Below are 25007 nucleotides of genomic sequence, written 5' to 3' on the forward strand. Positions count from 1 at the left end.
CGACGTGCTGTGGGCGATGCTGCGTGACAAGAGGCTCTTCACCTCCGCCCCGCCGGTCACGCAGACGGCTTGACACGATCATTGAGATTCTCCTTCTCGGGTGTGGCGCATGGACGGCTCCTCCGGTGTCGGCGTCCCGCGGTGACGCCTCTCCGGCCTGGCTGCCGGTCGGTGTTCCCTGCCGGCGACAACAAGCTTCGCCGCCCGCCGCGACCGGCGGAAGGGATGTCAGGTGGACGGAATCGCCCCTGGACCCTTCCGGCCAGAAGGCCCGGGACCGTCAGGGCGGCCAGGGAGGTCAGAGCGGTCAGGGCCGGCGGAACCGGCGGGAGTCGCAGGACCGTTGGGATCGACCGGCCCGCCAGGCCCGGCGGGGCCCCCGGGCCCGGCGGGACCGTCCGGCTCGGACAGCAGGCGCTCGTAGTACGGCGCGATGAGCGGCACCGCGATCCCCGCCAGGCTCCAGCCCGCGAACCGCGGCTCGGCGGCCAGCACACGCCGGCAGAACGCCGCGGCACGGCCCTCCGCCTCGGCCAGCGAGTCGGCGACGAGGAAGACACCGAGCACCGGATACGGGACCGCACCCCGGTGGACGGCGAGGTGTTCGACCCGCTCCTCGGGACGGGCGGCGGCCAGGAGGACATCACGGGCGTCGTGCGGCAGCGCCCGACCCGGTGTGTCGGGTCGCAGGGCGGTGTGGACGAGGTACATGCACAGAGCCTGCCGGACCCGGGTCCGAGGCCCACAGGGGGGCCGGGCGGACTGTCCCGTCCATGGCCGGAACCGGCCACACGGCAGATGGACCCCTCACGGAGAGCTGTGAAATGATCGCGCGCAGATCGAACACGGGTTCATCATGGGGTGGGGGCATGCTCACAACACTGGGACTGGACGAGATCTCCGAAACGGTCTACCGGGCGATGCTCGCCCACCAGCAGGACGGCATGGCCGCCCTCTGCGCACGCCTCGAACTGCCCGAAGAGCAGATCAGACACGCCCTGGACACGCTCAGCGAACTCGCCCTGCTGCGCCCGTCCGCGGACCGCGAGGGCGAACTGCGCGCCGTCTCCCCCGAAGTCGGGATGGAGATCCTGATGGCCCGTCAGCAGGCCGAACTCGCCGCGCAGCAGATGCGCATCGAGGCCTCCCGGGCGGCCGCCGCCCAGCTCATCGCCGAGTACGCCGACCTGCGCCCGTCCGACGACCAGCCCGGCGTCGAGCAACTGACCGGCCTCGACCGGATCCGTGACCGGCTCACCACCCTCACCCGGGACGTCCGCGAGGAGGTCATGACCTTCGCGCCGGACGGCGGCCAGAAGCCCGAGAACATCGAGGCGGCCAAGCCCCTCAACCTCGACCTGCTGGAGCGCGGCATCCGGATGCGCACCGTCTACCTGGACAGCGTCCGCAACAGCCAGCACACCGTCGAGTACGTCAACTGGCTGGTCTCGCACGGCGGCCAGGTCCGCACCGCGCCCGCGCTGCCGACCCGGATGATCGTGATCGACCGCGCCACCGCCGTCATCCCCACCCGCAGCGACGACACCGCCACCGGCGCCGTCGTCCTCACCGGCCAGGGCATGCTGGCCGCGCTGTGCGCGCTCTTCGAGAGCGTCTGGACGGGCGCCCAGCCGTTGGGCGCCACCGCCCGGCTCAACGAACACGGGCTCAGCGCCCAGGAACAGACCGCCATCGCCCTGCTCGCGGACGGCCACACGGACGACGCCATCGCCAAGCGCCTGGGCGTCTCATCCCGTACCGCCCGCCGCATCGCCACCGACCTGATGGAACGCCTCGACGCCCGCAGCCGCTTCCAGGCCGGCGTCCGGGCCGCCCAGGCGGGCTGGCTCACCCGCTGAGGGCCGGCGCGCGCGGCGGGCGGTACGGGGCCGGGCGCCGGCGGCGGAGCAGGGACAGGGGCAGGGGCGGGGATCGCACCGGAGGCTAGAGTCCCAGGTGAGCACCGTCGCGCCGCCCGAGGAGAGCCCCGCCATGCCGACCGACCCCGCCCCCGCCGCGGCCCCCGCCCCCACCGCGCAGCCGCACCCGTCCGCAGCGCAGCCGAACGCCGAGCACCCGCACGCCGAGCACCCGCGCGCCGCGCGCCTCGGCCTGGGCACCGCCGCCGTCGGCCGGCCCGGCTACATCAACCTCGGACGCGACACCGACCTGCCCGCCGACCGCACCGTCGAGGCCCTGCGCCGACGCACCCACGCCCTGCTCGACGCCGCGTACGCCGCCGGCGTGCGCTACCTCGACACCGCCCGCTCCTACGGCCGCGCCGAGGAGTTCCTCGGCCAGTGGCTCACCGCCCACCCCGAGGCCGCGGCCCAGGTCACGGTCGGCAGCAAGTGGGGCTACACCTACACCGCCGACTGGCACACCAGCGGAGTGGCCGCCCACGAGGTCAAGGAACACTCCACCGCCGTCTACGACCGCCAGATCCGCGAGACCCGCACCCACCTCGGCGACCACCTCGACGTCTACCTGATCCACTCCGTCACCCCCGACAGCCCCGCCCTCACCGACCCCGCCCTCCACCGGCGCCTCGCCGCCCTCGCCGCCGAGGGCGTCCGCATCGGCCTGTCCACCAGCGGCCCCGCCCAGGCCGACACCATCCGCCGCGCCCTCGCCGTCACCACCGCCGGCCGCCCGCTGTTCACCGCCGTCCAGTCCACCTGGAACCTGCTGGAGACCTCCGCCGCCCCCGCCCTCGCCGAAGCCCACGAGGCCGGCTGGCTCGTCGTGGTCAAGGAGGCCATGGCCAACGGCCGCCTGGCCGGCCGCAACGCCACCGGCCCCGACACCGCCGCGCTGCGCGCCCTCGCCACCCGTACCGCCACCACCCCCGACGCCCTCGCCCTGGCCGCGGCCGCCGCCCAGCCCTGGGCCGACGTCGTCCTGTCCGGCGCGGCCACCCTCGGCCAGCTCGCCTCCAACCTCACCGCCGCCGACCTGCGCCCGGCCCCCGAGGACCTGGCCGCACTCGACGCCATGGCCGAGCCCGCCGAGGCGTACTGGGCGACGCGGGCCGGGCTGCCCTGGTCCTGACGGCCCGGGGAAACGGCGGGCCGTCGGCCGCCCTGTCAGTGCCCGCCCCTACGGTGAGCCGCATGACCGAGCCCCTGGACCTCGCCGCCGCCCTCGCCGCCCTGACCGTCCCCCTGCCACCCGGCCGCCCGGTCGGCGGGGACGACGACGGCGCGGAGCCGGTGCTGTGGGTCAGCGACGCCCCCGCCCCCGCCGGCCTGTGGGCGCAGCTGCACCGCGCCCACCCGCGCAGCGGCCTGTGGCCGCTGCTGCTCTCCCCGCTGGACCACGGCGACCCCGACTACCGCCCCTGGCTGTCCGGCGAGCTCCACCCGGGCGACGCCGCCGTGCCCGGCCGCTACGACCCCGCCGCCCTGCTGGCCACCTGGTGGAAGCAGATCGCCGAGGACGAGGACGAGGACGCTGACGACGACGGCCGCGAGGGCGAGGACGGCGCGCCCAGTGAGGACGCCGAGATCCTCGACGAGTCCCTCGCCCCCTACGGCCGCGCCTTCCCCGGCACCGCCCCCGCCGCCACCGTCCCCGACGGCGCCGCCGGCCGCGAGGCCCGCGCACTGGCCGACGTGCTGGGGTCCTTCAAGGACGTGCGCCTGGGCCTGGTCCGCGCCGACAGCGGCGCCCACGCCCTCGCGGTGTGCGGCTGGGGCGGCCCCGTGAACCACGAGAACGACACCGCCAAGATCGCCGCCGTGCTCGCCGACTGGGAGCGCCGCTTCGGCGCCCAGGTCGTCGAAGTCGGCTTCGCCACCCTGGATTTGAGCGTCCCCGTGCCGCCCGCCACCCTCGCCGAGGCGCTCCCGCTGGCCGCCGAGCACACCGCCTTCTGCCCCGACCTGGTCTTCCAGGGCGCCGACACCCTCACCGCGTACGCCGAGCAGCTGGTGGGCGCCCACCAGTGGTCCTTCTGGTGGGACTGACCGGCCCGCCCGCCGGCGGCCGGCGGGGCGCCCTCCCGGCCACCGGCCCGCACGGTGTGGCATGCTGCCCCGGGCCACGAACCGGGCCCGCGCACTGACCACCCCGCGGAGCACCCGAGGAGCACCCCCTGAACACCGCCTGGGCCGAAGTCCTGTCCGTGGGCCTGCTGGCGCTCGTCCTGGTGTGCGCCGTCGCCCGGCCGTGGGGCTGGCCGGAGGCCGCCGCCGCCGTCCCGGCCGCCGCCCTGCTGGTGGCGACCGGCGCCGTCCCCCTGGACCACGCGAGCGCCGAAGCCGCCCGGCTCGGGCCGGTGATCGGCTTCCTGGCCGCCGTCCTGGTCCTGGCCAAACTCTGCGACGACGAGGGGCTGTTCCGCGCCTGCGGCGCCTGGATGGCCCGCAGCGCCGCCGGGCGCCCGCGCCGGCTGCTGGCCCAGGTGTTCGCCGTCGCCGCGGTGGTCACCGCCGTGCTCAGCCTGGACGCCACCGTCGTGCTGTTCACCCCCGTCGTCCTGGCCACCGCCGCCCGCCTGGGCGCCCGGCCCGCACCGCACCTGTACGCCTGCGCCCACCTGTCCAACACGGCCTCGCTGCTGCTGCCCGTCTCCAACCTGACCAACCTGCTCGCCTTCACCGCCAGCGGCCTGAGCTTCGGCCGCTTCGCCGCCCTGATGACCCTGCCGTGGCTGGCCGCCGTCGGCGTCGAGTACCTGGTGCTGCGCCGCTTCTTCGCCGCCGACCTCGACGCCGCCACGGCCGGGGCGTCCGAGGACGGGCCGGCCCCCGCCATGCCGGTGTTCGCCCTGGTCACCGTCGCCGCCACGCTCGCCGGCTTCGTCCTCGCCTCCGCCCTGCACGTCAACCCCGCCTGGGCGGCGGCGGCCGGCGCCACGGCCCTGGCCGTGCGCGCCCTGGCCCGGGGCCACGCCACCGCCGCCACGGTGGTGCGCTCGGCCGCGCTGCCGTTCCTGGCGTTCGTCCTGGCCCTGGGCATCGTGGTGCGCGCCGTCGTCGACAACGGCCTGGCCGCCGCCCTGGCCCACCTCGTCCCCTCCGGCACCGCGCTGCCCGCCCTGCTCGCCACCGCCGCGCTGGCCGCCCTCCTCGCCAACGTCATCAACAACCTGCCCGCCACCCTCGCCCTGGTGCCGCTGGCCGCCCCCATGGGGCCCGGCGCCGTCCTCGCGGTCCTGCTCGGGGTGAACATCGGCCCCAACCTCAGCTACGCCGGCTCGCTGGCCACCCTGCTGTGGCGCGGCATCGTCCGCGACCGCGGGGTGCCGGTGGACCTGCGCCAGTTCACCCTCCTGGGCCTGCTCACCGTCCCCGCCGCCCTGGCCGCCGCCGTCCTGGCCCTGTGGGCCTCACTGCGCCTGATCGGCACCTGACCGCCCCCGCGCGGGGTCCGCAGGCGGTCGCCGATCTCCCGGACCGCCGCCCGCTCAGTACTCGGAGCTGGGGGCCGCCGTGGTGGGGCCGAGGTCCGGTTCGTCGCGCAACTCCAGCGCCGTGCCGTGGTGTTCGAGTTCCAGGACGACCAGTTCGTTGGTCCCGGCGTGCCACAGCGGGGCCGGGGCGTAGAGGGTGCGCTGCGGGCCGGCGGCGCAGTGGCGGCCGAGGAGGAAGCCGTTGAGCCACAGCAGGCCGCGGCCCCAGCCGGGCAGGGCGAGGAACGCGTCGGCGGGGGAGGGGAGTTGCGCGGTGAAGCGGTGGAAGGCCGGCTCCCCGTCGCGGGCCTCCTCCTCGTCGGTGAAGCGCAGCGCCGAGAGGTCGCCCAGCGGCAGCGGGCGGATCTGCCAGCCGAAGAGCCGCTGGTGGCCGTGCGAGACGCCGCGGGTGATGCCCTTGCGGTCGTCCATCTGGGGGCCGTAGTTCACCCGGCCCAGCGCCTCGACCAGGATGTCCAGGACGGCCCCGTCCGGCCCGGTGGCCAGCGCCAGCGTCGCGCCGGGGGAGTTGCGGTCCAGCGTCCCGAGCGGGCGCCCGTCGGCGAACACCTGGGCCCGGTCGGCCAACCCGTCGATCCGCAGGGGGAGTTCGGGGCGCGGGCCGGGGACGTGGGTGCGGTAGTGGATCAGGCCCCGGTCCTGGCCGACCTGCTCCATCGCCAGCGGCGCGGCGTGGTGGCGCACCTGCGACAGCGCGTCCAGGGCCCCGGCCAGGGCCGCCCGCCCGTGCGCGGACTCCAGCCGCTGCGGGGCCACCCGCGCCGGCGGGGCGGGCAACTCGCCGTCCGGCAGCGGCAGGTAGCGGCCGATGACCTCGCGCAGGGCGTGGAACTTCCGGTTGAGTTCGCCGGCCTCGCCGATCGGCGCGTCGTAGTCGTAGCTGGTGACGGTCGGCTCGTAGCCGGCGTCCAGCGGGTGGGCGCCGACGTGGTTGGCGCCGGCCCACAGGCCGAAGCTGGTGCCGCCGTGGGCCATGTAGAGGCTGACGGAGGCGCCGGTGGCCAGGAGCTCGTCGAGGGAGGCGGCGCTCTCCTGCGGGTCGCGGACGTGGTGGGCCAGGCCCCACTGGTCGAACCAGCCGATCCAGAACTCCATGGCGGTCAGCGGGCCTTGGCGCTGGTGGCGGCGGAGCACCGCCAGGCGTTCGGGGGCGCGCGAGCCGAAGGTGGCGGTGGCGAGGTGGCCGGGGATGGCGCCGCCCTGCTGCATGGTGTCGTGGGCGCCGTCGGTGGTGAACAGCAGGCAGTCCACCCCGCGTCGCACCAGGCCGTCGCGCAGGTGGGCGAGGTAGGCGGCGTCGTCGCCGTAGCTGCCGTACTCGTTCTCCACCTGCATCGCCACCACCGGGCCGCCCCGGCTCGCCAGCAGCGGCAGCAGTTCGGGCACCAGCGCGTCGAACCAGCCGTCCACCTCGGCCAGGTACGCCGGGTCGGCGCAGCGCAGCCGCAGCCCGTCCACCGCCAGCAGCCGGGCGGGCAGCCCGCCGAAGTCCCACTCCGCGCAGATGTACGGGCCGGGGCGCAGGATGACGTCCAGCCCCAGGGCGCCGGCCAGCCGCACGAAGCGCGCCACGTCCCGCCAGCCGGTGAAGTCGACGGTGCCGTCGGGCAGTTCGTGGAAGTTCCACGGGACGTAGGTGTCGACGGTGTTCACCCCCAGCGCCCGCACCCGCCGCAGCCGGTCCTCCCACAGCCCGGGGTGCACCCGGAAGTAGTGCACGGCCCCGGCCACCACCCGGTGCGGTTCCCCGTCCCGGACGAACCCGTCCGCGTCGTACCCGAGCATGAGCGCACCCCGCCTTCGAACCGGAGACCCTGGCCGTGCCGAGCGTAGCGAGGAACGGGCCGCGCGGGCCGAAGGCGGGCGGCCCCGGTGTCGCGGCGGTCGTGCCGGGGCCGCCGGTGGGGGGAGCGGTGAGCACCGGGCACCGGTACCCGTTGCCGATACGTGACGGATTCGCCGCCCCCGCCCCGCCCCCTACCGTCGCAGGTGTCGGACGGAACGCCCGCCGACCAGCCCCCCGACCAACCCCCGCCACAGGAGCAGCAGATGACCGCCTACGCGCTGGCCCAGGTCCACTCGGTCGAGTTCGGCCCCGACATCGTCGAGTACCTGGAGCGCATCGACGCCACCCTCGACCCCTTCGGCGGCCGCTTCGTCGTCCACGGCGGCCGGTCGGAGAACGTGGAGGGCGACTGGGGGAAGGTCGACCTCATCCTCATCGAGTTCCCCGACTACCAGCGGGCCCGCGCCTGGTGGGACTCGCCCGCCTACCGGGAGATCCTGCCGCTGCGCACCCGGCACATGGTCGCCGACATCGTCCTGGTCGAGGGCGTGCCGGCCGGCTACCGGGGCGCGGAAAAACTCGAACACTGACGGTCCACGGGCTCGGGTGCCGCCGGCGCAGGGGTCACACGCGTTCGCGCCACCACGCCACCGTCGCCCGCACCTGCTCGGCCAGGGGCGTCGCCCGTACCGTGAACGCGGCCTCGTACGCGGAGCTGTCCACCACGAACGGCCGGTCGAACTGGTAGCGCACCTCCCGCAGTTCGCGCAGCAGCGGCGAGAACAGCCCCGCCACCGCGAGGACCGCCGAGGGCAGCGGCCGTACCGCGACCGGCCCGGCGCCGGCCTCGGCGGCCAGCCGGTCGACCATCGCGCGCACCGGCAGCGGCGGGGCGGTGGGCACGTGCCAGGCCCGGCCCCAGGCCCGTTCCTCGCCCGCGACCTCGCTCATCGCCCGGGCCACGTCCGGCAGGTAGGTCCAGCTGTGGGGGGCGTCCGGGTCGCCGAGCACCGCGACCGGGCGGCTCTTCAGCAGCTTGGGCATCACCCGGGCGGCCAGGTGGCCGCCGTCGGTGACGCCGGGGCCGAAGAAGTCCGAGGCCCGCACCTCCACCGCCCGGATCCGCCCGGCCTCGTGCAGCGCCCGCGCCCGTTCCCAGGCCGCCGCCCGCACCCGCCCCTTGGGGCCGGTCGCGGCGAGCGGCAGGTCCTCGGTCATCGCCCCCGCCACCGGCCCGTAGCCGTACAGGTTGCCGAGCATGACCAGCACCGCGCCGCTGTCCTCGGCCGCCGCGCACAGCGAGGCCGTCAGCCGCGGCCACAGCCGCGCCCACTGCGGCAGCGGCGGCGCGGCGCAGCCGTGGATGGCGGCGGCCCCGCGCGCGGCCCGTGCCAGCCCGGCGGGGTCGCTCGCGTCCAGGGCCAGGTGCTCGACGCCGGGGACGGCCGGGCCGGCGGGGCGCCCGCCGCGGGTGACGACCCGTACCTCGTGGCCCTGCTCGGCCAGCAGGCGGGCGGTGGAGGCCCCGGCGGGCCCGTGTCCGACGACCAGGTGGAAGCTCACCCGCCCCACTCTAGGGCCACCCCCGGTGCGTTCCCGGCCGCGCCCGGCCCGGCGGCCGGAGGACGCGTCAGCCGCCGCCCCCGGTGTCCCCGCCGCCGTTGCCCCATCCGGCGCGGACGGTCGCGCCGGTGGCCGCGCAGCGCCCGTCCGGCGCCGGGGGTGAGGGCCGCCGCCGCACGCGCCCGGCGCGGCCGGCCCCGCTGGGTCCGCTGGGTCCGCTGGGTCCGCTGGGTCCGCACCACGCAGCCGTACCCTGCGGCGGCCAGGATCCGCACGCCCACCGGAACCGCACCGGCCGTCACGGCCGGCCGCCCCCTCCCCGAGGCTTCCGGTCCGTCTTGACGTGCGGCTCCTCCCACCCGGTTCGGCCGCCGGCCCGCGGGCTGTGCCAGGATGCGGTGGTCCGACGGCCCCGGTCCACCGCACCGGCCGCACCCGTACCAGCCGCACCAGCCGCACCCCGAGGAGTCACCCGTGGCCACTGCCCGGTTCGCCACCCTGCACACCACGGCGGGCCCGATCCGCCTGGAGCTGTTCCCCTTCCACGCGCCGAAGACGGTCCGCAACTTCGTCGAACTCGCCGAGGGCACCCGGGAGTACACCGACCCGCGCACCGGCGAGCCGGGCACCGGCCCGTACTACGACGGCACCCTCTTCCACCGGGTGATCAAGGGCTTCATGATCCAGGGCGGCGACCCGACCGGCACCGGCACCGGCGGCCCGGGCTACGCCTTCGCCGACGAGTTCCACCCCGAGCTGTTCTTCACCAAGCCGTACCTGCTCGCGATGGCCAACGCCGGTCCGGGCACCAACGGCTCGCAGTTCTTCATCACCGTCGGCACCCCCACCCACCTCAACCGCCGCCACACCATCTTCGGCCAGGTCGCCGACGCCGCCTCCAAGGCCGTGGTCGACGCGATCGCCGCCACCCCGGTCGAGGACGAGCGCCCGGTGGAGGACGTCGTGGTCACCTCGGTCGAGATCGAGCACTCCTGACCGAGGTGGCTCCCGTCCACGCCGCCTTCCCCTCCCGCCCGGTCCGCGGCATCCGGGCCCGCTACGTGCACCAGACGAGCTGCCCGGGCGACGTCGGCATCGTGGTCGTGGACTTCGAGCCCTGGGAGGAGGGCCTGCGCGTGGAGGCCGTCCGCGACGCCACCGTCACGGGTGATCCGGAGCCCGGGGACGTGGAGCGCTTCCACGCCGCGTTCGCCGACGGCGTGCGCGCCGGGCTGAACGAGCAACTCCCCGGCGTCCCGGTGGCGTTGGCGCTGGTGGTGCACCACACCGTCGTGCACCCGATCGACTCGCGCGAGCGCTCCTTCCACAGGGCCGGGCGCCTGGCGGTGCGCCAGGCACTGGCCCTCCTGGAGGAACCGGCGGCGGTGGACGCAGCCCCCGGCCGGTGACGCGGACACCCCCGCCCCGGACCGCGCTGACCTCGGCCGCCTCGCCACGGGCCACCTTCGGCTCGCGCACCTGCCGGACGCCGGAGGGCACTGGTCCCCGTACCGCGAGGGCGTGACCCGGATCCGCCCGGTCGCGGCGGTCCCGGTCGCGGTCAGGGGGCACCACATGGCCGCCCTGGCGAGCGCGCCCCCGGACGCGTCGACGGTCCGGGGGCGCGGCTGAAGAGGCCGGGCCGGTCGAGGCGGCCCGGGGCCCGTCCGAGGGGTCAGTAGCCCGCGGGCACCGTGCTCCACTGCTGGGCGCGGCTCCCGTCCTCGCGCAGGACGCGCACGTCGCCGCCGAGGCCCCCGGCCAGGGCGAGGCCGTGGTCGGCGGAGGGCAGGATCTCGACCAGGCCCCGCTGCGTGTTCCGCAGCGTCCACTGCTGCTTCACGTCGTTCTTGTCGCAGGTCCTGAGGGTGACGGAGCCGTTGGGGCCGCTCGGCGCGGTCAGGCACTTGCCCGTCGCCTTGTTCGTGACGAGCCGCTTCCCCAGGGTGCCGCTCAGGCTCCACTGCCGGCGGTCGTTCCTGGGCTCGGGGGTGGCCGTGACGACGTGGCCGCCGCTGTCGACGTCCAGGTTCCGGGCCGAGGCGTTCGCCAGCGGCCAGACCCGGAGCTGGTACCAGTTCCCGGTCGTCTGCTGGGGTGCCGGGGGCGTCGGCGGGGTGGCCGCCATGGCCAGGCCGGGCGTGCCGGCGCCCAGCAGGGCGACGGTGATGGCGGCGGTCGCGATGCGCTTGGCAGGGGACATGGTGGTCACTCTCATGTGGGGCGTCCCTGGTGGGGTGTCCGAGAGGTGCGCGGGCCGTTGCGCGGATGGCGCGGGAAGCCCCGCGAGTCGCCGGGGGCGTGGGCCGGATCGCCGCCCGCCCCGGCTGCCGGGCCTTCCACGGCCCGGCGGGCACGGAGGTGCTTCGTGCCCACCCGACCAGGCTAGCCAGAGGCCCGCCCACCCGCAGCTCAGCGGGAAAGCGCGGGTCACGGGCGCGCCACGGGCACCGAAGAAAGAGATCTGCCAGGAGGACCGCTACTTCACCGACCCCATGGACCACTGCTGGTTGTCCGCCGCCGCGTAGGTCCGCAGGACGGCTCTGGTGCTGCCGGCCTGGGCGGCCCCGGTGAGGGCGAGGGAGAGGTGGGCCTTCGGTGAGATCTCGACCTGACCGGCCGTCACGTAGTGGACGTCCCACCGCTGGTTCGGGTTGTTCTGGTCGCAGGCCTGGACGGTGACGGGGTCCAGGGTGTCGTTCGGCGCGGTCAGGCACGTGCCCGTCGCCCTGTTCTTGACCAGCGGCAGCCCGCCGATGGTGCTCAGGTTCCACTGCTGGTGTTCGTTCGTGGGATCGGAGGTGGACACGGTGGCGTTGCCGCTGCCGTCGACGTCCAGGCTCCTGGCCGGGAGGCCGGGCGGTTTGATGGTGAACCGGTGCCATTCCCCGGTCAGTTGGGAGGGGAGAGCGGTCGGCGGGCCGGCGGCCGAGGCCAGGCCGGGCGTGCCGGCGCCCAGCAGGGCGGCGGCGATGGCGGCGGTCGCGATGCGCTTGGCGGGAGACATGGTGGTCACTCTCATGTGGGGTGTCCGGCAGGTGTTCTGCTGCGGGCGGCGCCGGATGCCCCGCAGCTCGCGCCGGCCGCCGGGCCTGGGGGGCCGGTGGGCGCGGAGATGCTTCGCACCCACCCGACGACCAGGCTAGCCAGAGGCCCGCCCGCCCGCAGCTCAGCGGGAAAGCGCGGGTCACGGGAGCCACGGGCGGCGGAAAGCGCGGGGGCCGCCGCCCGTGGGAGTACGGGCGGCGGCCCTCGGTTCATCAGAACGGCGCGGGCGAAGCGGAGTCCGTCCGCCCGCGCGACGCCGCCTCGGTCAGGCCGGGCACTCGAACACGCTGCCGCCGTCCGGGAGCAGGTCGTCCCTCACCCAGCCCTCCAGCGAGGTGCCGCTCTTGCGCAGGTGGGTCCACGTCCCTTCGCTCTGCGTGGTCGTGTAGCAGTGGTAGAAGACCTGGTCACCCGGGTTGAGGACGCCCACGACACCGCAGTGCGTACCGGCGGCCGCGTGCGGGCCCGAGCGGATGTTCACGCCGCTGCGGGTGATGGTCTTCGGGTGGCTGCCGTCGGGGTCCAGGTTCGACCACCGGTGGGAACAGCTGAGGAGGCCGTTCTCACCGGGGGTTCCGGCCGTGGCCACCGTCGGGACCAGCCCCAGGGCCGTCCCGGCGACCAGGGCCGCGGCCAGCGCGGCCACGCTCTTCCTCATCGACATGTGCTCCCTCTCTCGCTCTCGGAACCGTGGCCGCCCGCGGTGCGCGCGGCGGCCGCCGGTTCGGGTGGAGGCGGACGCGGGCCCCCGGACCGGGTGCGGACCTCGCGGCCCGGCGTCCGTGTCCAGGCTGTACGGCGGCACGGCCGCGCCCCAAGGCGATTCGGTCTGGCCCGAACACCGGCGATCCGGGCGACCGCGCGGCGCGGCGCCGACGCGCCGGAGCGGGCACGGGCCGTCGGAGCCGGCCGGGTCAGGGCCGTCCGAAGGGCGCGTCGAGCAGCGCGATGCCGGTGGGGGTGGCGACATGGGCGGTCGTGTGACGGTCCCGGTGGGTGTCGATCAGGCCCGCGTTGCGCAGGGTCGTGGCGTGCTCGCTGGCGCTGGCCTTGGCGATGCCGACGAGCGCGGCGAGCTGCTGGGTCGAGCAGCCCGGGTGACGGGCGATGGCACCGAGCACGGCGGCCCTGGTGTGGCCCAGGGCGGACCCGAGGGCGCCGGCGGCCGGCGCCCGCCCGCCGACGGAGGGGAGGGCCGTGAACAGCGGTGTGGCGGCGCCCTCCTGGAGCTGGGCCACCGGATAGGTGAGGACGGGTTGCGGCACCGCGTCGAGGTCGACGATCGGGGCCTCGACGGCGAACACCGACGGCTGGAGCAGCATCCCCTGTCCGCCCAGGCGTACGTCGGTGTCCAGGCCGGAGGCCATGGTGATCTCCAGCACGGGTGCCCGCCAGCGGATGCGCCGTGGGTTGATGCGCGCGAGGAGGGTCTCGACGCCGCCGCCGAGCAGCTGGCGGGAACGCACCGAGGCGTCGGCCGCCGCCATGGCCTGGACCTGCGGCCAGTGCGGGAGGAGGGCGTGGCCGGCCAGGTGCTCCAGGCTGTCGCACAACTGCCGTAGCAGTGGCGGGTCTTCGGGCAGGCGGTGGGCCCAGGAGGGCAGGGGCTGGTGCCTGGCCGTGTGCTCCAGGCTCGTCCGCAAGCGGTTGCGGGGTGTGGAACGGACCTGCTCGATCAGCTCGGCGGGTGTCGCGGCGCTCACACCGCTGAGGAAGTCGGTTATCAGCCCGCGCGGGGGCATGAGCGCGAAGACCATGCGCGAGGCGGGGTGCAGGGCGGACAGGGTGTCCCGGCGCCAGGACCCGAGCCGTACCACATGGGTGCGATCCTGCAACTGCCGTGCGGCGGTGCTCAGTTCGATGCAGGGCGCCGGTCCGTCGGCGATGCGGGTGCGTGCGAGGTCCTCCACGGTGAAGTGAATGCGTAACGGCACGTCGTCGCCCTCTCCCGTTTCCCCGAGGCCGGAACGGCCTCCTGCGGGTGTGCTGCCCGCGCTTGCGCTCCCGACGGCCATCCTCACCGAGAGCGGGCGCGCGGGCCAGAGGGGGCGGGGCGGCGGCTACCCGTTCAGGGGGTCGTTCGCCCAGCGGATGCGGATTTCGTGGTCCTCGCCGACGGGGATGGTGAGGAGGGGGGTGTCGACGAGGTCGCGGAGGATGTCGCGCTTGGCGCAGGGGCCGGTGAGGCGGCGCTCCAGGGCGTAGTGCTGGAAGCGGGACATCGGGAGGTGGCTGACCGAGTCCCAGAGCCGCGCGAGGAGGGTGTCGCTGAGGGTGTGGACGGCGGAGGGGCGCAGGCCCGGGATGTCGACGCGGACGTCGTGATCGGCCCTCATGCCGTCACCTCGCACCAGACGATCTTGCCGACCGGCGTGCGGGGGCAGCAACCGGACTGCTTGGAGAGTGACTTGACGAGGTGGAGGCCGCGCCCGGCCTCCCCGTCGAGGGTGAGGGCGCGCAGGACGGGGCCGCGGTCCTGCCGGGCGTCGTGGACCTCGATGCGCAGGCGGGTGGGGTCGAGGTCGAGGGCGAGGTGGATGCGGTGGCCGGGCGGCGTGCCGTGCAGGAGGGCGTTGGTGACCAGCTCCGAGACGAGGAGGAGCCCGGAGTCGAGGTAGCGGTCCCCGGCGGGGGAGGAGAGGAGGAAGTCGGCGAGGTGCCGGCGCCCGACGGAGGGCGCGCGCCGGCTGCGCGGCAGCCAGGCGGCGGAGGAGTAGCAGGACATGGCGAAGACGCCTTCCAGGAGCGGAGTTTGGAGCCATGCGGAGGCATGGGGATGCCCGGCAGTAGACCGGTCGTGATCACTCAGGCGACCCGAAGGACTACTCCCTGTAGATTGCCTCAGTGAGGCATTTGCATGCAACTGCTTCACCCATGCAATTGCATGATCATGGGCCGCGACTGGTCCTTCGGGAGGGGTGGCAAACTATGCAAGGAAGCGAACAGCCAGGGAGTGTGACGCATGGGCAGTCCGACCGTGCTGCGGCGTAGGCTCGGAGGCGAGCTTGGCAAGTTGCGCGCAGCGTGCGAGCTGAACGCCAAGGACGTGGCCGCCGCGCTCGGTTGGTCAGCTTCGAAGCTGAGTCGTATCGAGAGTGGCCTGGTCCCGCTGCAAGAGCGCGACGCAGCGAAGCTTCTGTCGCACTACGGTGTCACTTCGGCCGAAGAGGTGAAGTACTTCCTCGGCTTGACGCGCCAGAGCCGCCAGCAAGGGTGGTGGCATGCGTACGGCGACGCCCTGCCGGAGTGGTTCCGTGCCTATGTGGGCTTCGAGTCGGACGCCGCGAAGATCGTGACCTATCAATGTGAGCTGGTCCCGGGACTTCTCCAGACCGAGGCCTACGCGCGAAGCGTCATCCGCGCCATGAATCCGACCGAGTCCGCCGAAGAGGTCGAGCGGCGGATCGCGCTGCGGATGGACCGTCAGCAGATCCTGGATCGCCGTGATCCGCCACAGCTGTGGGCCATCATCGGCGAGGCCGTCATCCGGAGGCCAGTGGGCGGAAACCAGACCATGGCTGAACAGTTGAACCACCTTGCGGTGACGGCGGATGAGCGGCCAAACATCACGATTCAGATCTTGCCGTTCTCGGCTGGCGCGCACGCGGCCATGGGCTCCTCGTTCTCCATTCTCTCGTTCAATGACATCCCTGGCAGTGTGGCCTACTCCGAGGCGACCACCAGCAGCATCTATTCGGAGCGGCCCCATGAGATCGCCAGGCACGAGGACGCTTTCGACCGCCTTATGGCGTCGTCAGTACAGCCCGAGAGGTCAATCGCTTGGTTGAAGGAAGTCGCAGAGGAGTACTCCCGGTGAGCCACAGGCACCACAGCACCAAGTGGCGCAAGAGCACGTACAGCAACGGCCAGGGCGACTGCATAGAAGTAGCCGAGGGCGTCACCGGCACCGTTCCCGTCCGTGACAGCAAGGACCCCCACGGCCCGGCCCTCGCCTTCACCCCCGAGGCCTGGCGGTCCTTCGTCGCCGGCATCCGCGCCGACGACTTCCCGGCCACCCAACTGACCCAGTAGCGTGGGCTGCTCCGCCCTGTGTGGAGCAGCCCCACCGCCAGCTGAGGCAGTAGGAGGTCATCTTCGTGACAGATTCCCCGGAGTGGCGTAAGAGCAGCTACAGCGGCAGCGAAGGCGGCAACTGCATCGAGGTCGCCTCGGAACTTTCCATCACCTGGCGTAAGTCGAGTGCCAGCAACCCGAACGACAACTGCGTCGAGGTGGCCGACGGCATCACCGGCACCGTTCCCGTCCGTGACAGCAAGGATCCCCACGGCCCGGCCCTCGCCTTCACCCCCGAGGCCTGGCGGTCCTTCGTCGCCGGCATCCGCGCCGACGACTTCCCGGCCGGCCTCTGACTCGCCTCCCGCATGGCGGCCCCCGCGCGGGGGCCGCCATGCCGAGAAGGCCCGACCCTGTTCCAGGAGCGCACGACCCCGCCCCCGGCCCCGCACACCGCCGGATCGCGCCCGCCGGTCCTCCAGAATGGCCGGATTCGGACCTTCTGGGAGGGTGTGTGCTGCTGCTCGACCTCAACACGGTGTCACCCCGTGAGCGCGTGGACGCCTTCCACCACGCCCTCACGGACTCCCTCGTGCCCAACGACGTCTCCCACGAGGAACCCGAGACCGGCATCCACGCGCGCATGGAACTCTGGCGCGTCGGCGGGCTGGACCTCTTCGCCACCCGCAACTCGGGCTTCGAGGTGCGCCGGACGGCCCAGCACGTGCGCCACCACCGCAGCAGCCCCGTCGTCTCGGTCTCCCTCCAGCCCCTGGGCGTCCACCGGGCCGAAGTCGCGGGCCGCCGGACCCTCCTGGGCTCCGACGACATCTGCGTCTTCCACGAGCTCTCCCCCCGCTCCTACGGCTGGTCCGGCGACGGCGCCTCCCAGTCCGTCATGTTCGACATGCACCGCCTCGACGTCCCGGTCGAGGACGTCGTACGGGCCTCCCAGCGGCTGCGCGCCAGCCCGCTCCACGACCTGGTGCTCCAGCACCTGCGCGGCGTGTGGCGCGACCCCGGCCGGCTGGAGGCCGACCCCGGCGCACCGGCCCTGGCCTCCGCCACCACGGAACTCGTGCGCGCGCTGCTCCTGTCGGCCGCGCACGCCGAGGACAGCACCGAGGTCAGGGCGACGATGGACGACACCCTCCTCACCCGGGTCCTCGCCTACGCCCGCTCCCACCTCGCGGACCGCGACCTGACGCCGGAGCGGATCGCGGCCGCGCACGCCGTCTCCCTCCGCCGGCTCTACACCCTGCTCAGCGGGGCGGGGATCAGCCTGGAGCAGTGGCTCATCGAGGAGCGGCTGGGCAAGGCACGGCGGATGCTGGCCGCCAAGCGGTACGACCGGCTGACCATCGCCGCCGTCTCCGCCCGGTGCGGGTTCAGCAGCCCCAGCCACTTCAGCCGCCGCTTCCAGGCCGCCAGCGGGGTCTCCCCGAGCGAGTGGCGGCGCCTGGGCGGCGTCCTGCCCGTGGAGGAGCCGGGCACCAGGTAGTCCCGGGCGGCCTCAGACGTGCAGCGCGGTGTGCAGGGCGTCGGTCATCTGGATGCGCGCCGCCCGGGACGCCTCCGTGCCGCGCAGCCGGTCGAACAGCACGAACCCGTGGATCGTGCCCTGGTAGCGGGCCGCCACGACCGGCACGTCCGCCCGCCTCAGCCGCGCCGCGTACGCCTCGCCCTCGTCGCGCAGCACGTCGGCCTCGGCGGTGATGACGAGCGCGGGCGGCAGTCCCACGAGGCTCTCCGCGGGGGCGCGCAGCGGTGAGACCGCGCCCCGCGCGCGCTCCCGCAGGTCCGGCGCGTACTGGTGCCAGTACTCCCGCATGGCGTCGCGGCTCAGGAAGTACCCCCGGGCGAACTGCCGGTAGGAGGGCGTGTCCATCGCCGCGTCGGTCACCGGGCACACCAGCACCTGGTGACGCAGGCCCGGCCCGCGGCGCGCCCGCGCCAGGAGGGCGAGCGAGGCCGCCTGCTGGCCGCCCGCGCTGGCGCCGACCACCGCGATCCTGCTCCCGTCCAGCCCGCAGCCCGCCCCGTTGCCCGCGATCCACCTGGCCACCGCGTACGCCCGCTCGACGGCACCCGGGTGGCGGGCGTGCTCCGGCGCCTCGTGCTCGGCCACCACCACGGCCGCGTCCGCCCCGAGCACCAGGTCCACCAGCAACTGCTGGTGCGCGTGGGCATCGGTCAGCATCCAGCCCAGCCCGTGCAGGTAGAGCACGACCGGCAGCGGCTCGCAGGCCTCCGCGGGCCGCAGGATCCGCACCCGGATGCGCTCCCCGTCCCCGCCCGGCACGGCCAGCCACTCCTCCTCGACGTCGGGCTCCTCGCGGCCGCCGCCGTTCCACAGCGCCGCCATGCGCTCCCTCGGCGAAGGGCCGCCGGCCCGCGCGGCAGCGGGCCACGGGCAGGACTCGACGAAGTCGCGCGTCTCGCGCCCCAGGACGGGCGCCACCCAGGGAACGTGGGCGTCATCGGACACGGGCACTCCTTCGCAGGGACGTCTCACCGGCCACGCGCAACGGGCCGTGATCAGCCTGGGACAGTTCCGCACCGGATGCACCAGCGACCGGCCATCCCGGCGGACACAGGCAAGAGCCGTGCACCGTGGGGCATCACGGCGGTGTCACCGTGTCCCCAGGACCGGCACGACCGGCGCGATCCGGGCCCCGGACCGGCAAGGCGGGAAGCCGCAGATCCCCAACCCGCCGGCCCGCGCCCCACGGAGACGACCACGAAGGAGGACCGCCATGATCGAACAGCGGCGGCGAACCCCCGTCGGCAGTACCGCGGCACAGGAGCTGATCGAGGACCTCGCGCAGTCGCTGCGCCGGTCCGTCGCCGTGGCCGACCCCGCGATCAGCGGCATCCGCTGGAGCCGGCACTTCGACGACGCGGACCGGGCACGCCTGCACAGCGTCCTCCAGGGACGGGTCGACGACGCCGTCGCCCGCCACGTCCTCGACCAGGACGTCGCCCGGTGGCCCGGCCCCGGCTACCTCGAAGCCCGCGACGACCTGGGCCTGCTGCCCCGCTACTGCGTGCCGCTGCGCGAACGCGGCCACTTCCTCGGCCTGCTGACGGTCATCGCACCGGACGGCACCCTGACCCCGCACGAGACCGGGACCATCGCCCGGGCCACGCCCGCCATCGCCGCCCAGCTCTACGCCGACCACGTCCTGGCCGACGCCGAGAGGGCCACGCGCCGGCAACTCCTCCTGTCGCTGCTGGGAACGAGCCCCGCCGCGCGCGAGGAGGCCCGCGCCCGGCTGCTGGAGGACGCGCTCCTGCCGGACGCCCCCCACGCGGTGGTCACCGTCGTGGAGGTGGCGCACTCCCGTCCGTCCCCCGGGCAGGTGGCGACCGCGCTGGCCGCGGCGCTGGAGGGCCTGCGGCGCACCCGGTCGGCGAGCAGCGCCTTCGCCGTCACCTCGCACCGGGCCGTCCTGCTCCAGCTCGCCGACCGGCCGCTGGGACAGGAGGCGCTGCGGGAGCAGTCCCGGCACATCGGGCAGGCCCTCGGCGCCCGTCTGGGCCCCTCGGCCGCCCCCGTCATCGGCATCGGCGGCCACCAGAAGGCACTCGCCGGCGCGCACGCCTCCCACGAGCAGGCGCTCGTCGCGGTGCGCGCGGCACGGCGGATGCCCGCGCTGAAGGGCATCGGCTGCTGGGAGGAGCTCGGCGAGCTCTCCGTGCTCCTGCAACTGCCGGACCACGCCCTGAACGAGTCGCTGATCCCCGGGCCGCTGCGCGCCCTGCTGGACTCCGGCGGCGGCCAGCGCCTGGAGGAGACCCTGCGCTGCTTCCTCGACCACGCCGGATCGACCTCCAGGACCGCCGAAGCGCTCCGCATCCACCGCACCTCGCTGCACTACCGGCTGCGGCAGATCCAGGAGATCACCGGACTCGACCTGGACAGCGGGGCGGACCGCATCACCCTGCACCTGGGCCTGCGCATCCGTGAACTCATCGCCTCCGCCGGCGAGTTCGGAGCGGTGCCCGGCGGTTTGCCCGGCGGTTTGCCCGGTGACGCGTCCGGCGAGGTGCCCGGTGGCGCTTACGGCGGCATGCCCGGCGACGCGTCCGGCGAGGTGCCCGGTGGCGCTTACGGCGAGGTGCCCGGCGCCCGTCCGGCGCGCCGGCTCCAGCCCCAGCGCCCGCACGCCCTGCGCGACGAGGCCGGGCGCGCCGCCACCGGCGGCCACGGCCGGGCCGAAGCCGCCTGACCCCCAACGGAGTTCAGCCCTGGGCGGGGGCGGCGCGGGCGGCGGCATTGCGAGCGAATCGTTCAAGACGCCGCCCCGGCCGCCCGCCCACACTGACCGAATGACCCCGACCGACACCTTCACCCCCGCCGCCGGGCGCCTCGCCCTCGGCCTCTACGACCCCATCGTCTCCCTCACCCGCGAACGCCTCTGGCGCAGCCTGGTGGCCATGCACGCCGCCCCCCGCCCCGGCGACGTCATCGTCGACGTCGGCTGCGGCACCGGCTCCCTCGCCGTCCTCCTCGGCCGCGCCGAACCGCACGCCACCGTCATCGGCGTCGACCCCGACCCCGCCGTGCTGCGCCTGGCCCGCCGCAAGGCTGCCGCGGCCGGCGCCACCGCCGACTTCCGCACCGGCATGGGCGACGCGGTGGACGACCTCCTCGGCCCCGAGTCGGCCGACACCGTCGTCTCCAGCCTCGTCCTCCACCAGTGCCCCGTCCCGATGAAGCGGGCGATCCTCGCCTCCGTGCACCGCACCCTGCGCCCCGGCGGCAAACTGGTGATCGCCGACTACGGGCGCCAGCGCACGCCGACGATGCGGCTGGCCTTCCGGATCGTCCAGTTCGTCGACGGCAAGCAGGACACCCAGCCCAACGCCGACGGCATCCTGCCCCGCCTGATCGCCGAGACGGGCTTCGAGGGGGTGCGCGAGGTGGAGAGCGTCGCGACGGTGACCGGCTCGATGTCCTTCTACACCGCGCGCAGGGCCGGCGGCTGAGCGCCCGCGGCGCGCAGGGCCGGCAGCACCTGCGAGGGCGTCAGCCCCGTCAACTCCCGTGTCCACCGCGAGAAATGGGCCTGGTCGGCGAAACCGCCCGCGAGCGCCGCCTGCGCCAGCGAGCACCCCTCGCCCAGGGCCAGCGCCGCCCGGGACAGCCGCTGCCAGCTGCGCCAGCGGGCCAGCGGCACCCCCAACTGCCGCCGCGCCAGGGCCCGCAGGCGCTGCGGCGACAGCCCGACGCGCGCGGCGAGCCCCTCCAGCGGCACCTGGTCGTCGGCCAGCGCCGCCAGCGCCGCCGCCAGCCTCGGGTCCAGCCCGCCGGCCGGCCGCCCGCCGCCGGGCCGCACCTCCCGCTCGGTCAGGCCGTGCCACCGCGGGGCGACGGTGACCCCCTCGCCGCAGGCCGCGCGCAGCCGGTCGGCGAAGGCGCAGTGCGGGTCCACGTAGAAGACCAGCACCTCGCGGGTCGGCGCCATCCGGTGGCGCACCATCGGTGGCACCACGACCGCGGGCCCGCGGTGGCGCCGCCCGGCCGCGTCGTCGACCGTCACCCGGCCCGCCTGCCCGCCGCGCACCGCGACGGCGACCTGGAAGGCGGCGTGCCGGTGGAAGGCGCTGTCCGCCAGCGGCCCCCGGTACAGCGCGTACCCGGGGCCGACGGCGAAGCGCGGGCGCTTCTCGCCGAGTTCCTGTCCGTCCACGCTCCAACGGTAGGCGCGGCCGTACGCCCACGGGGCCCGGACCGGTGCCGCGTTCGACATCGACGTGTCGGCATGGCGTCATCACCGCGGGACAAGTGGCCCGTTGTGGTTCGATCACGGCGCTCCGGGGGCGTCCGGCTGCCGCGCCCTGACCGCGGACGCGAAGGCGCCGGGGGTGCCGGAGAACCGCACCCCGTCCTGGCCGACGGGCCTGAGCGTCCCGTTCTCGACGGTGAAGCGCCCGGTGGGCCCGCCGATGACCCGGTAGTGGCCGGGCTCGTACTCGGCGAGGAACAGCACGCTGTGCTCGCCGACCCGGAACAGGGGGTCGTCGCGGACCTGGTGGAGGACCCGGTCCACCACGCCGCCGGTCTGGTGGATGGTCACCGACGCGCCGGCTGCCGCGACGCGGTGGCCCCGGTCGTCGAGCACCTCGTCGACGTCGAACGCGAAGTCGGTGAAGGGCACGCCCTCCGCGTCCTGTCTCTGCTCGACCACGCGCGCGAAGCGTCCCTCGACCACGAGGTCCGCGTGGCTCTTGAGTTCGGCCAGTGAGTGGTACTCCACCGCCCAACTCACCTCCATGTCCACCACCTTCGGCGCCGAATCCCTCGCCCGCGCCGGTGGGGGAGCGGAACAGCCGGCCAGGGCCGCCGCCACGAGGGCCGCCGCCGAAGCACCGATCACCGCCTTGAGCGTTGCCGTCCTGCCCACCTGCTCGATCCACCTCTCTGCCGGCTGGCACCTGGATGCTGGGGGAGTCGCGGGCCGGGGCCGCGGACGCCGTCGGGAGGCCGGTCGTCACCGAGTGGCACCCGGCGCCGAAAGCCTCCCGGCTCCAGCGAACTGACGGTACGTCATCCTGCCGGACGGCGTGGGAAACCGGTCCGGCCGGCTTCCCGCGCCACCGGGCACGGACAGCGCGCCCGTCAGGGGACGCGCCGTCCCACCGGCCGCCCGACGTCCGGCACCGGGCGGCCGTCCAGGGCCCGGCGCAGACGCAGGATCTCCGCATGGGCCTCGGCGAGCCGGCGGCGGACGTCGGGCGGTGAGGGCCGCTCCCCGGCGGCGGGCCGGCCGGTGGTGCGCCGCAGGGCCGCGACCCACTCGGCCTCCTCCGCCGGGCCCACCCCGCAGGCCCGGACGAACTCGACCAGGACCCGCTCGGTGCAGTCCCGTTCTCCCGTCAGCACCCCGTGCAGGGTGCTGCGCGGCAGGTGGCTCACCGCACCCCGCACCGCGCGCGCCTCCAGCTCGCGCAGGGACGGGCTCCCGGCGCGCAACCGCAGCCGCCGCATGGCCAGGAGCAGCTCACACCGCTCCGTGACGTACCGCAGGGCCCGGCTCGCGCCGGGTGCCTGCGGCGCGCTCTTGCCCCCGCGCCGCCCGGGCCGGTGGGCGTCGGCGCGCAGCCACAGCCGCTCGGCGGTGCGCACCGAACCGCCGCACGCCCGGACGTAGGCCTCGGTGACCGGCCAGGTCGGCACCGTACGGCCCTCGTCCGCGCGCGAGAGCGTGGCCAGGGAGACGGGCTGGGGGAACTCGGCGGTCTTCCGCGCCATCTGGCCGTACGTGAGACCGGACCGCTCGCGCAGCCCGCGCAGCCACTGCGCGAGCGTCCGGATCTCCTTGTCCTGCTCGGCCAGGGCGCTGTTCAGGCGCCCCACCGGCCCCGCCTAGCGGGCCCGGCGGACGGTGAGGGCCTCGGCCAGGCGCCGGACCAGCTCTGTGCCGAGCAGTCCGGCACCGGCCAGGGTGGCGACGGCGGTGCGGGCGGGGGTGCCGGAGGCGGTCAGGGCGGTGGTCAGGAGGAGGACGACGACCACGAGCACCGCGGCCGGGACCGGCACCGCGGTGCCGGGGGCCGTGCGGACCTCCACGCAGTCCGCGCTCGCGGCCGGGGTGTTCTGCTGTTCCATGCGGTCTCCGCTTCGCTGGGTGCGGTTGTTGCCACTCGACCGGCGTCCTCGCGCGCCCGCCCGGCCTTCCAGAGCCCGGCGGGCAGGACGCCCACGCACAGCGTCGCCGCGCGCGGAGGGGGCCGTCCAGCGCTTTCGCGCCCCGGATTCTCGCTTTGTCCCAAACAGAATTGATAAGCCGTCAGCGAGAATCCGCAGCTCACGCCGATGATTCGCCCGCGCCTTCAGCCCCGGACAGCCTCGGTGTCCGACCCCGCGCACCCCATCGGGCTTGCCACCGGGAAACGTGAAAGCCACCCTTGATGGATATCGGAGGGGTGAGCCTCCCGCACCAAGCCCCGCCCCAGGCCCGGGGGAGGGGTCGCCGGGCACCCGCCCGGCACCACGCACGGACGCGGTCTCCCCGGCCGTTGCCACTCGACACCAACCAGGGGATCCGGCCCGCCCTGTTCCAGCGGGGCAGGCCAGGTGCGGCACGCCGCCGCGCCACAAAGGCCGTCCGCCCTCCTGCCGGTCAGCCGGCCACGACCGGCAGGAGGCCGCGCTCCCCGAACACCTTCCTGGCGACCAACGTGGCGTTGAGGGCTCTGGGGAAGCCGCAGTAGGCGGCCGACTGCAGCAGCGCCTCGACGATCTCCGGCGGCGTGAGCCCGACGTTCAGCGAGGCGTTGACGTGCACCTCCAACTGCGGCTCACACCCGCCGAGCGCGGTGAGCATCCCCAGCGTGACCAGCTGCCGCTCGCGCGGCACCAGCCCGGGGCGGCTGTAGATCTCCCCGAATCCCCAGGCCACCACCTGGTGCCCCAGCTCCGGGCTGACGTCCCCCAACGCCTCCAGCACTCGCCGCCCGGCTTCCCCGTCGATCCGGTCGAGCACCTCCAACCCGCGCTCGAACCGCTCCCGGCGCACCTCGTCCTCTCCCGCGGGCATCCCCATCTGCGGCGCTCCTCTCCGGCTGCCGCCCACCGACGGCCCGACCCACGGCAGAAACCGTAGGGCCCCACCCCACCCAGGCCGCCGCCCCCAACGCCGTCCCACCCCCGAACCCCCCGAACAGCCCCCTCCCAACGCGAGCGACCGCACCGCCCTGAGCTGACCCCCCTCGCCCCGCGCCCGCCTTCGCTGCGCCAGGCCGGGCGCAGGGGAGCGGGAAGTCGGCGGGTCCGACTTCTCGTGCTGCCTCTCAGGCCCGTACCCGCACACATCCGTCGGCTGTGCCTGCACCCCACGGCGCTCCTTGCCCCGTCCGGCGGCTGCGCCAGGCCGGGCGCAGGGGAGTGGGAAGTCGGCCGGTCCGACTTCCTGTGCTGTGCCGTGTGTGACGGCCCGTTCGCTCCGCACTCGCCCGTGGGGTGCGCTGAGGGCCGGCGCGGAGTGGGATGTCGGCGGGTCCGACTTCTCGTGCTCGGCTGCGCCGGATGGGATGCGGGGAGTGGGGAGGCGGGCCCCCCCACCTCCCCCCCCCCCCCCCGACGAGCATTAGGACGGGTGGGGATGGGGGGGGAGGGAAAACCCCAACAACAAGTCTGGAGTAGATTGGGGGGGCCAAAGCGGAGTCCGACGA

General features: G+C 74.9%; 27 protein-coding genes. 13 read left to right on the top strand and 14 right to left on the bottom strand.

Annotated elements, in window-relative coordinates:
* Positions 1–869: 869 nt before the first annotated feature.
* The 4 genes from ACZ55U_RS35600 (at position 870) to ACZ55U_RS35615 (ending at position 5356) form a co-directional block, all read left to right on the top strand.
* Positions 870–1859 (top strand): LuxR C-terminal-related transcriptional regulator, encoded by a 990-nt coding sequence (locus ACZ55U_RS35600; RefSeq protein WP_465533123.1) that lies wholly within the window; start codon positions 870–872, stop codon positions 1857–1859.
* A gap of 133 nt (positions 1860–1992) precedes the next feature.
* On the top strand, positions 1993–3051 hold the full coding sequence (locus ACZ55U_RS35605; RefSeq protein WP_465533125.1) for an aldo/keto reductase: 1059 nt from the start codon (positions 1993–1995) through the stop codon (positions 3049–3051).
* 62 nt (positions 3052–3113) lie between these two features.
* The gene (locus ACZ55U_RS35610) at positions 3114–3968 is read left to right on the top strand and encodes a DUF4253 domain-containing protein (protein WP_465533127.1); all 855 of its coding nucleotides are present in this window, start codon (positions 3114–3116) and stop codon (positions 3966–3968) included.
* Between the two features lie 128 nt (positions 3969–4096).
* A complete protein-coding gene (locus tag ACZ55U_RS35615) occupies positions 4097–5356 on the top strand; it encodes an SLC13 family permease (protein WP_465533173.1) in 1260 nt (419 codons plus the stop codon).
* Positions 5357–5410: 54 nt separating this feature from the next.
* On the opposite strand, the gene ACZ55U_RS35620 is transcribed toward ACZ55U_RS35615, so the two are convergent.
* The gene (locus ACZ55U_RS35620; protein ID WP_465533129.1) at positions 5411–7201 is read right to left on the bottom strand and encodes a glycoside hydrolase family 35 protein; all 1791 of its coding nucleotides are present in this window, start codon (positions 7199–7201) and stop codon (positions 5411–5413) included.
* 264 nt (positions 7202–7465) lie between these two features.
* On the opposite strand from ACZ55U_RS35620, the gene ACZ55U_RS35625 reads away from it, so the two are divergent.
* Positions 7466–7792, top strand: a complete 327-nt coding sequence (locus tag ACZ55U_RS35625; RefSeq protein WP_465533131.1) for a DUF1330 domain-containing protein — start codon at positions 7466–7468, stop codon at positions 7790–7792.
* A gap of 34 nt (positions 7793–7826) precedes the next feature.
* On the opposite strand, the gene ACZ55U_RS35630 is transcribed toward ACZ55U_RS35625, so the two are convergent.
* On the bottom strand, positions 7827–8765 hold the full coding sequence (locus ACZ55U_RS35630; protein WP_465533133.1) for an NAD-dependent epimerase/dehydratase family protein: 939 nt from the start codon (positions 8763–8765) through the stop codon (positions 7827–7829).
* 474 nt (positions 8766–9239) lie between these two features.
* Here ACZ55U_RS35630 and ACZ55U_RS35635 point away from each other — a divergent pair, with 474 nt between their 5' ends.
* Entirely contained in the window at positions 9240–9761 is a 522-nt protein-coding gene (locus ACZ55U_RS35635) for a peptidylprolyl isomerase (protein ID WP_465533135.1), read from the top strand.
* Between the two features lie 5 nt (positions 9762–9766).
* A complete protein-coding gene (locus tag ACZ55U_RS35640) occupies positions 9767–10174 on the top strand; it encodes a hypothetical protein (RefSeq protein ID WP_465533137.1) in 408 nt (135 codons plus the stop codon).
* A 266-nt stretch (positions 10175–10440) separates the two neighbouring features.
* On the opposite strand, the gene ACZ55U_RS35645 is transcribed toward ACZ55U_RS35640, so the two are convergent.
* The 6 genes from ACZ55U_RS35645 to ACZ55U_RS35670 form a co-directional block, all read right to left on the bottom strand.
* Complete coding sequence (locus ACZ55U_RS35645) at positions 10441–10968, bottom strand: ricin-type beta-trefoil lectin domain protein (protein ID WP_465533139.1); 528 nt, start codon at positions 10966–10968, stop codon at positions 10441–10443.
* A gap of 276 nt (positions 10969–11244) precedes the next feature.
* Positions 11245–11772, bottom strand: a complete 528-nt coding sequence (locus ACZ55U_RS35650) for an RICIN domain-containing protein (RefSeq protein WP_465533141.1) — start codon at positions 11770–11772, stop codon at positions 11245–11247.
* Positions 11773–12078: 306 nt separating this feature from the next.
* The gene (locus tag ACZ55U_RS35655; RefSeq protein ID WP_465533143.1) at positions 12079–12471 is read right to left on the bottom strand and encodes an SH3 domain-containing protein; all 393 of its coding nucleotides are present in this window, start codon (positions 12469–12471) and stop codon (positions 12079–12081) included.
* Between the two features lie 256 nt (positions 12472–12727).
* Entirely contained in the window at positions 12728–13747 is a 1020-nt protein-coding gene (locus ACZ55U_RS35660) for an ArsR/SmtB family transcription factor (RefSeq protein WP_465533145.1), read from the bottom strand.
* A 126-nt stretch (positions 13748–13873) separates the two neighbouring features.
* Positions 13874–14149, bottom strand: coding sequence for a hypothetical protein (locus tag ACZ55U_RS35665; protein WP_465533147.1), 276 nt, complete (start codon positions 14147–14149; stop codon positions 13874–13876).
* On the bottom strand, positions 14146–14538 hold the full coding sequence (locus ACZ55U_RS35670) for an ATP-binding protein (protein ID WP_465533148.1): 393 nt from the start codon (positions 14536–14538) through the stop codon (positions 14146–14148). The genes ACZ55U_RS35665 and ACZ55U_RS35670 overlap by 4 nt, the downstream gene beginning before the upstream one ends.
* Before the next feature lie 237 nt (positions 14539–14775).
* Between ACZ55U_RS35670 and ACZ55U_RS35675 the strand changes: the two genes are divergently transcribed.
* The 4 genes from ACZ55U_RS35675 (at position 14776) to ACZ55U_RS35690 (ending at position 17328) form a co-directional block, all read left to right on the top strand.
* On the top strand, positions 14776–15630 hold the full coding sequence (locus tag ACZ55U_RS35675; protein ID WP_465533149.1) for a helix-turn-helix domain-containing protein: 855 nt from the start codon (positions 14776–14778) through the stop codon (positions 15628–15630).
* Positions 15627–15845 (top strand): DUF397 domain-containing protein, encoded by a 219-nt coding sequence (locus ACZ55U_RS35680; RefSeq protein WP_465533151.1) that lies wholly within the window; start codon positions 15627–15629, stop codon positions 15843–15845. The genes ACZ55U_RS35675 and ACZ55U_RS35680 overlap by 4 nt, the downstream gene beginning before the upstream one ends.
* Before the next feature lie 65 nt (positions 15846–15910).
* Positions 15911–16183: a DUF397 domain-containing protein gene (locus ACZ55U_RS35685; protein WP_465533153.1), complete on the top strand. Its 273-nt coding sequence runs from the start codon at positions 15911–15913 to the stop codon at positions 16181–16183.
* 158 nt (positions 16184–16341) lie between these two features.
* The gene (locus ACZ55U_RS35690) at positions 16342–17328 is read left to right on the top strand and encodes a helix-turn-helix transcriptional regulator (RefSeq protein WP_465533155.1); all 987 of its coding nucleotides are present in this window, start codon (positions 16342–16344) and stop codon (positions 17326–17328) included.
* A gap of 12 nt (positions 17329–17340) precedes the next feature.
* Here the strand turns inward: ACZ55U_RS35690 and ACZ55U_RS35695 are convergent, their stop codons facing one another.
* A complete protein-coding gene (locus ACZ55U_RS35695; RefSeq protein ID WP_465533157.1) occupies positions 17341–18315 on the bottom strand; it encodes an alpha/beta hydrolase in 975 nt (324 codons plus the stop codon).
* A gap of 268 nt (positions 18316–18583) precedes the next feature.
* Here ACZ55U_RS35695 and ACZ55U_RS35700 point away from each other — a divergent pair, with 268 nt between their 5' ends.
* Both ACZ55U_RS35700 and ACZ55U_RS35705 read left to right on the top strand, forming a co-directional pair.
* On the top strand, positions 18584–20059 hold the full coding sequence (locus tag ACZ55U_RS35700) for a PucR family transcriptional regulator (protein ID WP_465533159.1): 1476 nt from the start codon (positions 18584–18586) through the stop codon (positions 20057–20059).
* Between the two features lie 100 nt (positions 20060–20159).
* Entirely contained in the window at positions 20160–20819 is a 660-nt protein-coding gene (locus tag ACZ55U_RS35705; protein ID WP_465533161.1) for a class I SAM-dependent methyltransferase, read from the top strand.
* Here ACZ55U_RS35705 and ACZ55U_RS35710 read toward each other — a convergent pair.
* From ACZ55U_RS35710 to ACZ55U_RS35730, 5 genes are all read right to left on the bottom strand, one after another.
* Complete coding sequence (locus tag ACZ55U_RS35710) at positions 20792–21523, bottom strand: AraC family transcriptional regulator (RefSeq protein WP_465533163.1); 732 nt, start codon at positions 21521–21523, stop codon at positions 20792–20794. The two genes, ACZ55U_RS35705 and ACZ55U_RS35710, sit on opposite strands and share 28 nt — an antisense overlap.
* Positions 21524–21637: 114 nt before the next feature.
* Positions 21638–22237, bottom strand: a complete 600-nt coding sequence (locus ACZ55U_RS35715) for a hypothetical protein (RefSeq protein WP_465533165.1) — start codon at positions 22235–22237, stop codon at positions 21638–21640.
* A gap of 215 nt (positions 22238–22452) precedes the next feature.
* The gene (locus ACZ55U_RS35720) at positions 22453–23190 is read right to left on the bottom strand and encodes a helix-turn-helix domain-containing protein (protein WP_465533167.1); all 738 of its coding nucleotides are present in this window, start codon (positions 23188–23190) and stop codon (positions 22453–22455) included.
* Positions 23191–23199: 9 nt separating this feature from the next.
* Positions 23200–23442 carry a hypothetical protein gene (locus tag ACZ55U_RS35725; protein ID WP_465533169.1) on the bottom strand — a complete coding sequence of 81 codons (243 nt, stop codon included), beginning with the start codon at positions 23440–23442 and terminating at the stop codon, positions 23200–23202.
* Between the two features lie 514 nt (positions 23443–23956).
* On the bottom strand, positions 23957–24379 hold the full coding sequence (locus ACZ55U_RS35730; RefSeq protein WP_465533171.1) for a carboxymuconolactone decarboxylase family protein: 423 nt from the start codon (positions 24377–24379) through the stop codon (positions 23957–23959).
* Between the last annotated feature and the right edge of the window lie 628 nt (positions 24380–25007).

This window comes from Kitasatospora sp. NPDC034533 (genome assembly GCF_055575155.1).

Excerpts from the sequence above, each read along its gene's own strand:
- ACZ55U_RS35665 (WP_465533147.1), bottom strand. The coding sequence starts at position 14,149 with ATGAGGGCCGATCACGACGTCCGCGTCGACATCCCGGGCCTGCGCCCC.
- ACZ55U_RS35605 (WP_465533125.1), top strand. The coding sequence starts at position 1,993 with ATGCCGACCGACCCCGCCCCCGCCGCGGCCCCCGCCCCCACCGCGCAG.
- ACZ55U_RS35620 (WP_465533129.1), bottom strand. The coding sequence starts at position 7,201 with ATGCTCGGGTACGACGCGGACGGGTTCGTCCGGGACGGGGAACCGCAC.
- ACZ55U_RS35610 (WP_465533127.1), top strand. The coding sequence starts at position 3,114 with ATGACCGAGCCCCTGGACCTCGCCGCCGCCCTCGCCGCCCTGACCGTC.
- ACZ55U_RS35600 (WP_465533123.1), top strand. The coding sequence starts at position 870 with ATGCTCACAACACTGGGACTGGACGAGATCTCCGAAACGGTCTACCGG.
- ACZ55U_RS35645 (WP_465533139.1), bottom strand. The coding sequence starts at position 10,968 with ATGTCCCCTGCCAAGCGCATCGCGACCGCCGCCATCACCGTCGCCCTG.
- ACZ55U_RS35725 (WP_465533169.1), bottom strand. The coding sequence starts at position 23,442 with ATGGAACAGCAGAACACCCCGGCCGCGAGCGCGGACTGCGTGGAGGTC.
- ACZ55U_RS35650 (WP_465533141.1), bottom strand. The coding sequence starts at position 11,772 with ATGTCTCCCGCCAAGCGCATCGCGACCGCCGCCATCGCCGCCGCCCTG.
- ACZ55U_RS35675 (WP_465533149.1), top strand. The coding sequence starts at position 14,776 with ATGGGCAGTCCGACCGTGCTGCGGCGTAGGCTCGGAGGCGAGCTTGGC.
- ACZ55U_RS35670 (WP_465533148.1), bottom strand. The coding sequence starts at position 14,538 with ATGTCCTGCTACTCCTCCGCCGCCTGGCTGCCGCGCAGCCGGCGCGCG.
- ACZ55U_RS35705 (WP_465533161.1), top strand. The coding sequence starts at position 20,160 with ATGACCCCGACCGACACCTTCACCCCCGCCGCCGGGCGCCTCGCCCTC.
- ACZ55U_RS35700 (WP_465533159.1), top strand. The coding sequence starts at position 18,584 with ATGATCGAACAGCGGCGGCGAACCCCCGTCGGCAGTACCGCGGCACAG.
- ACZ55U_RS35655 (WP_465533143.1), bottom strand. The coding sequence starts at position 12,471 with ATGAGGAAGAGCGTGGCCGCGCTGGCCGCGGCCCTGGTCGCCGGGACG.
- ACZ55U_RS35730 (WP_465533171.1), bottom strand. The coding sequence starts at position 24,379 with ATGGGGATGCCCGCGGGAGAGGACGAGGTGCGCCGGGAGCGGTTCGAG.
- ACZ55U_RS35625 (WP_465533131.1), top strand. The coding sequence starts at position 7,466 with ATGACCGCCTACGCGCTGGCCCAGGTCCACTCGGTCGAGTTCGGCCCC.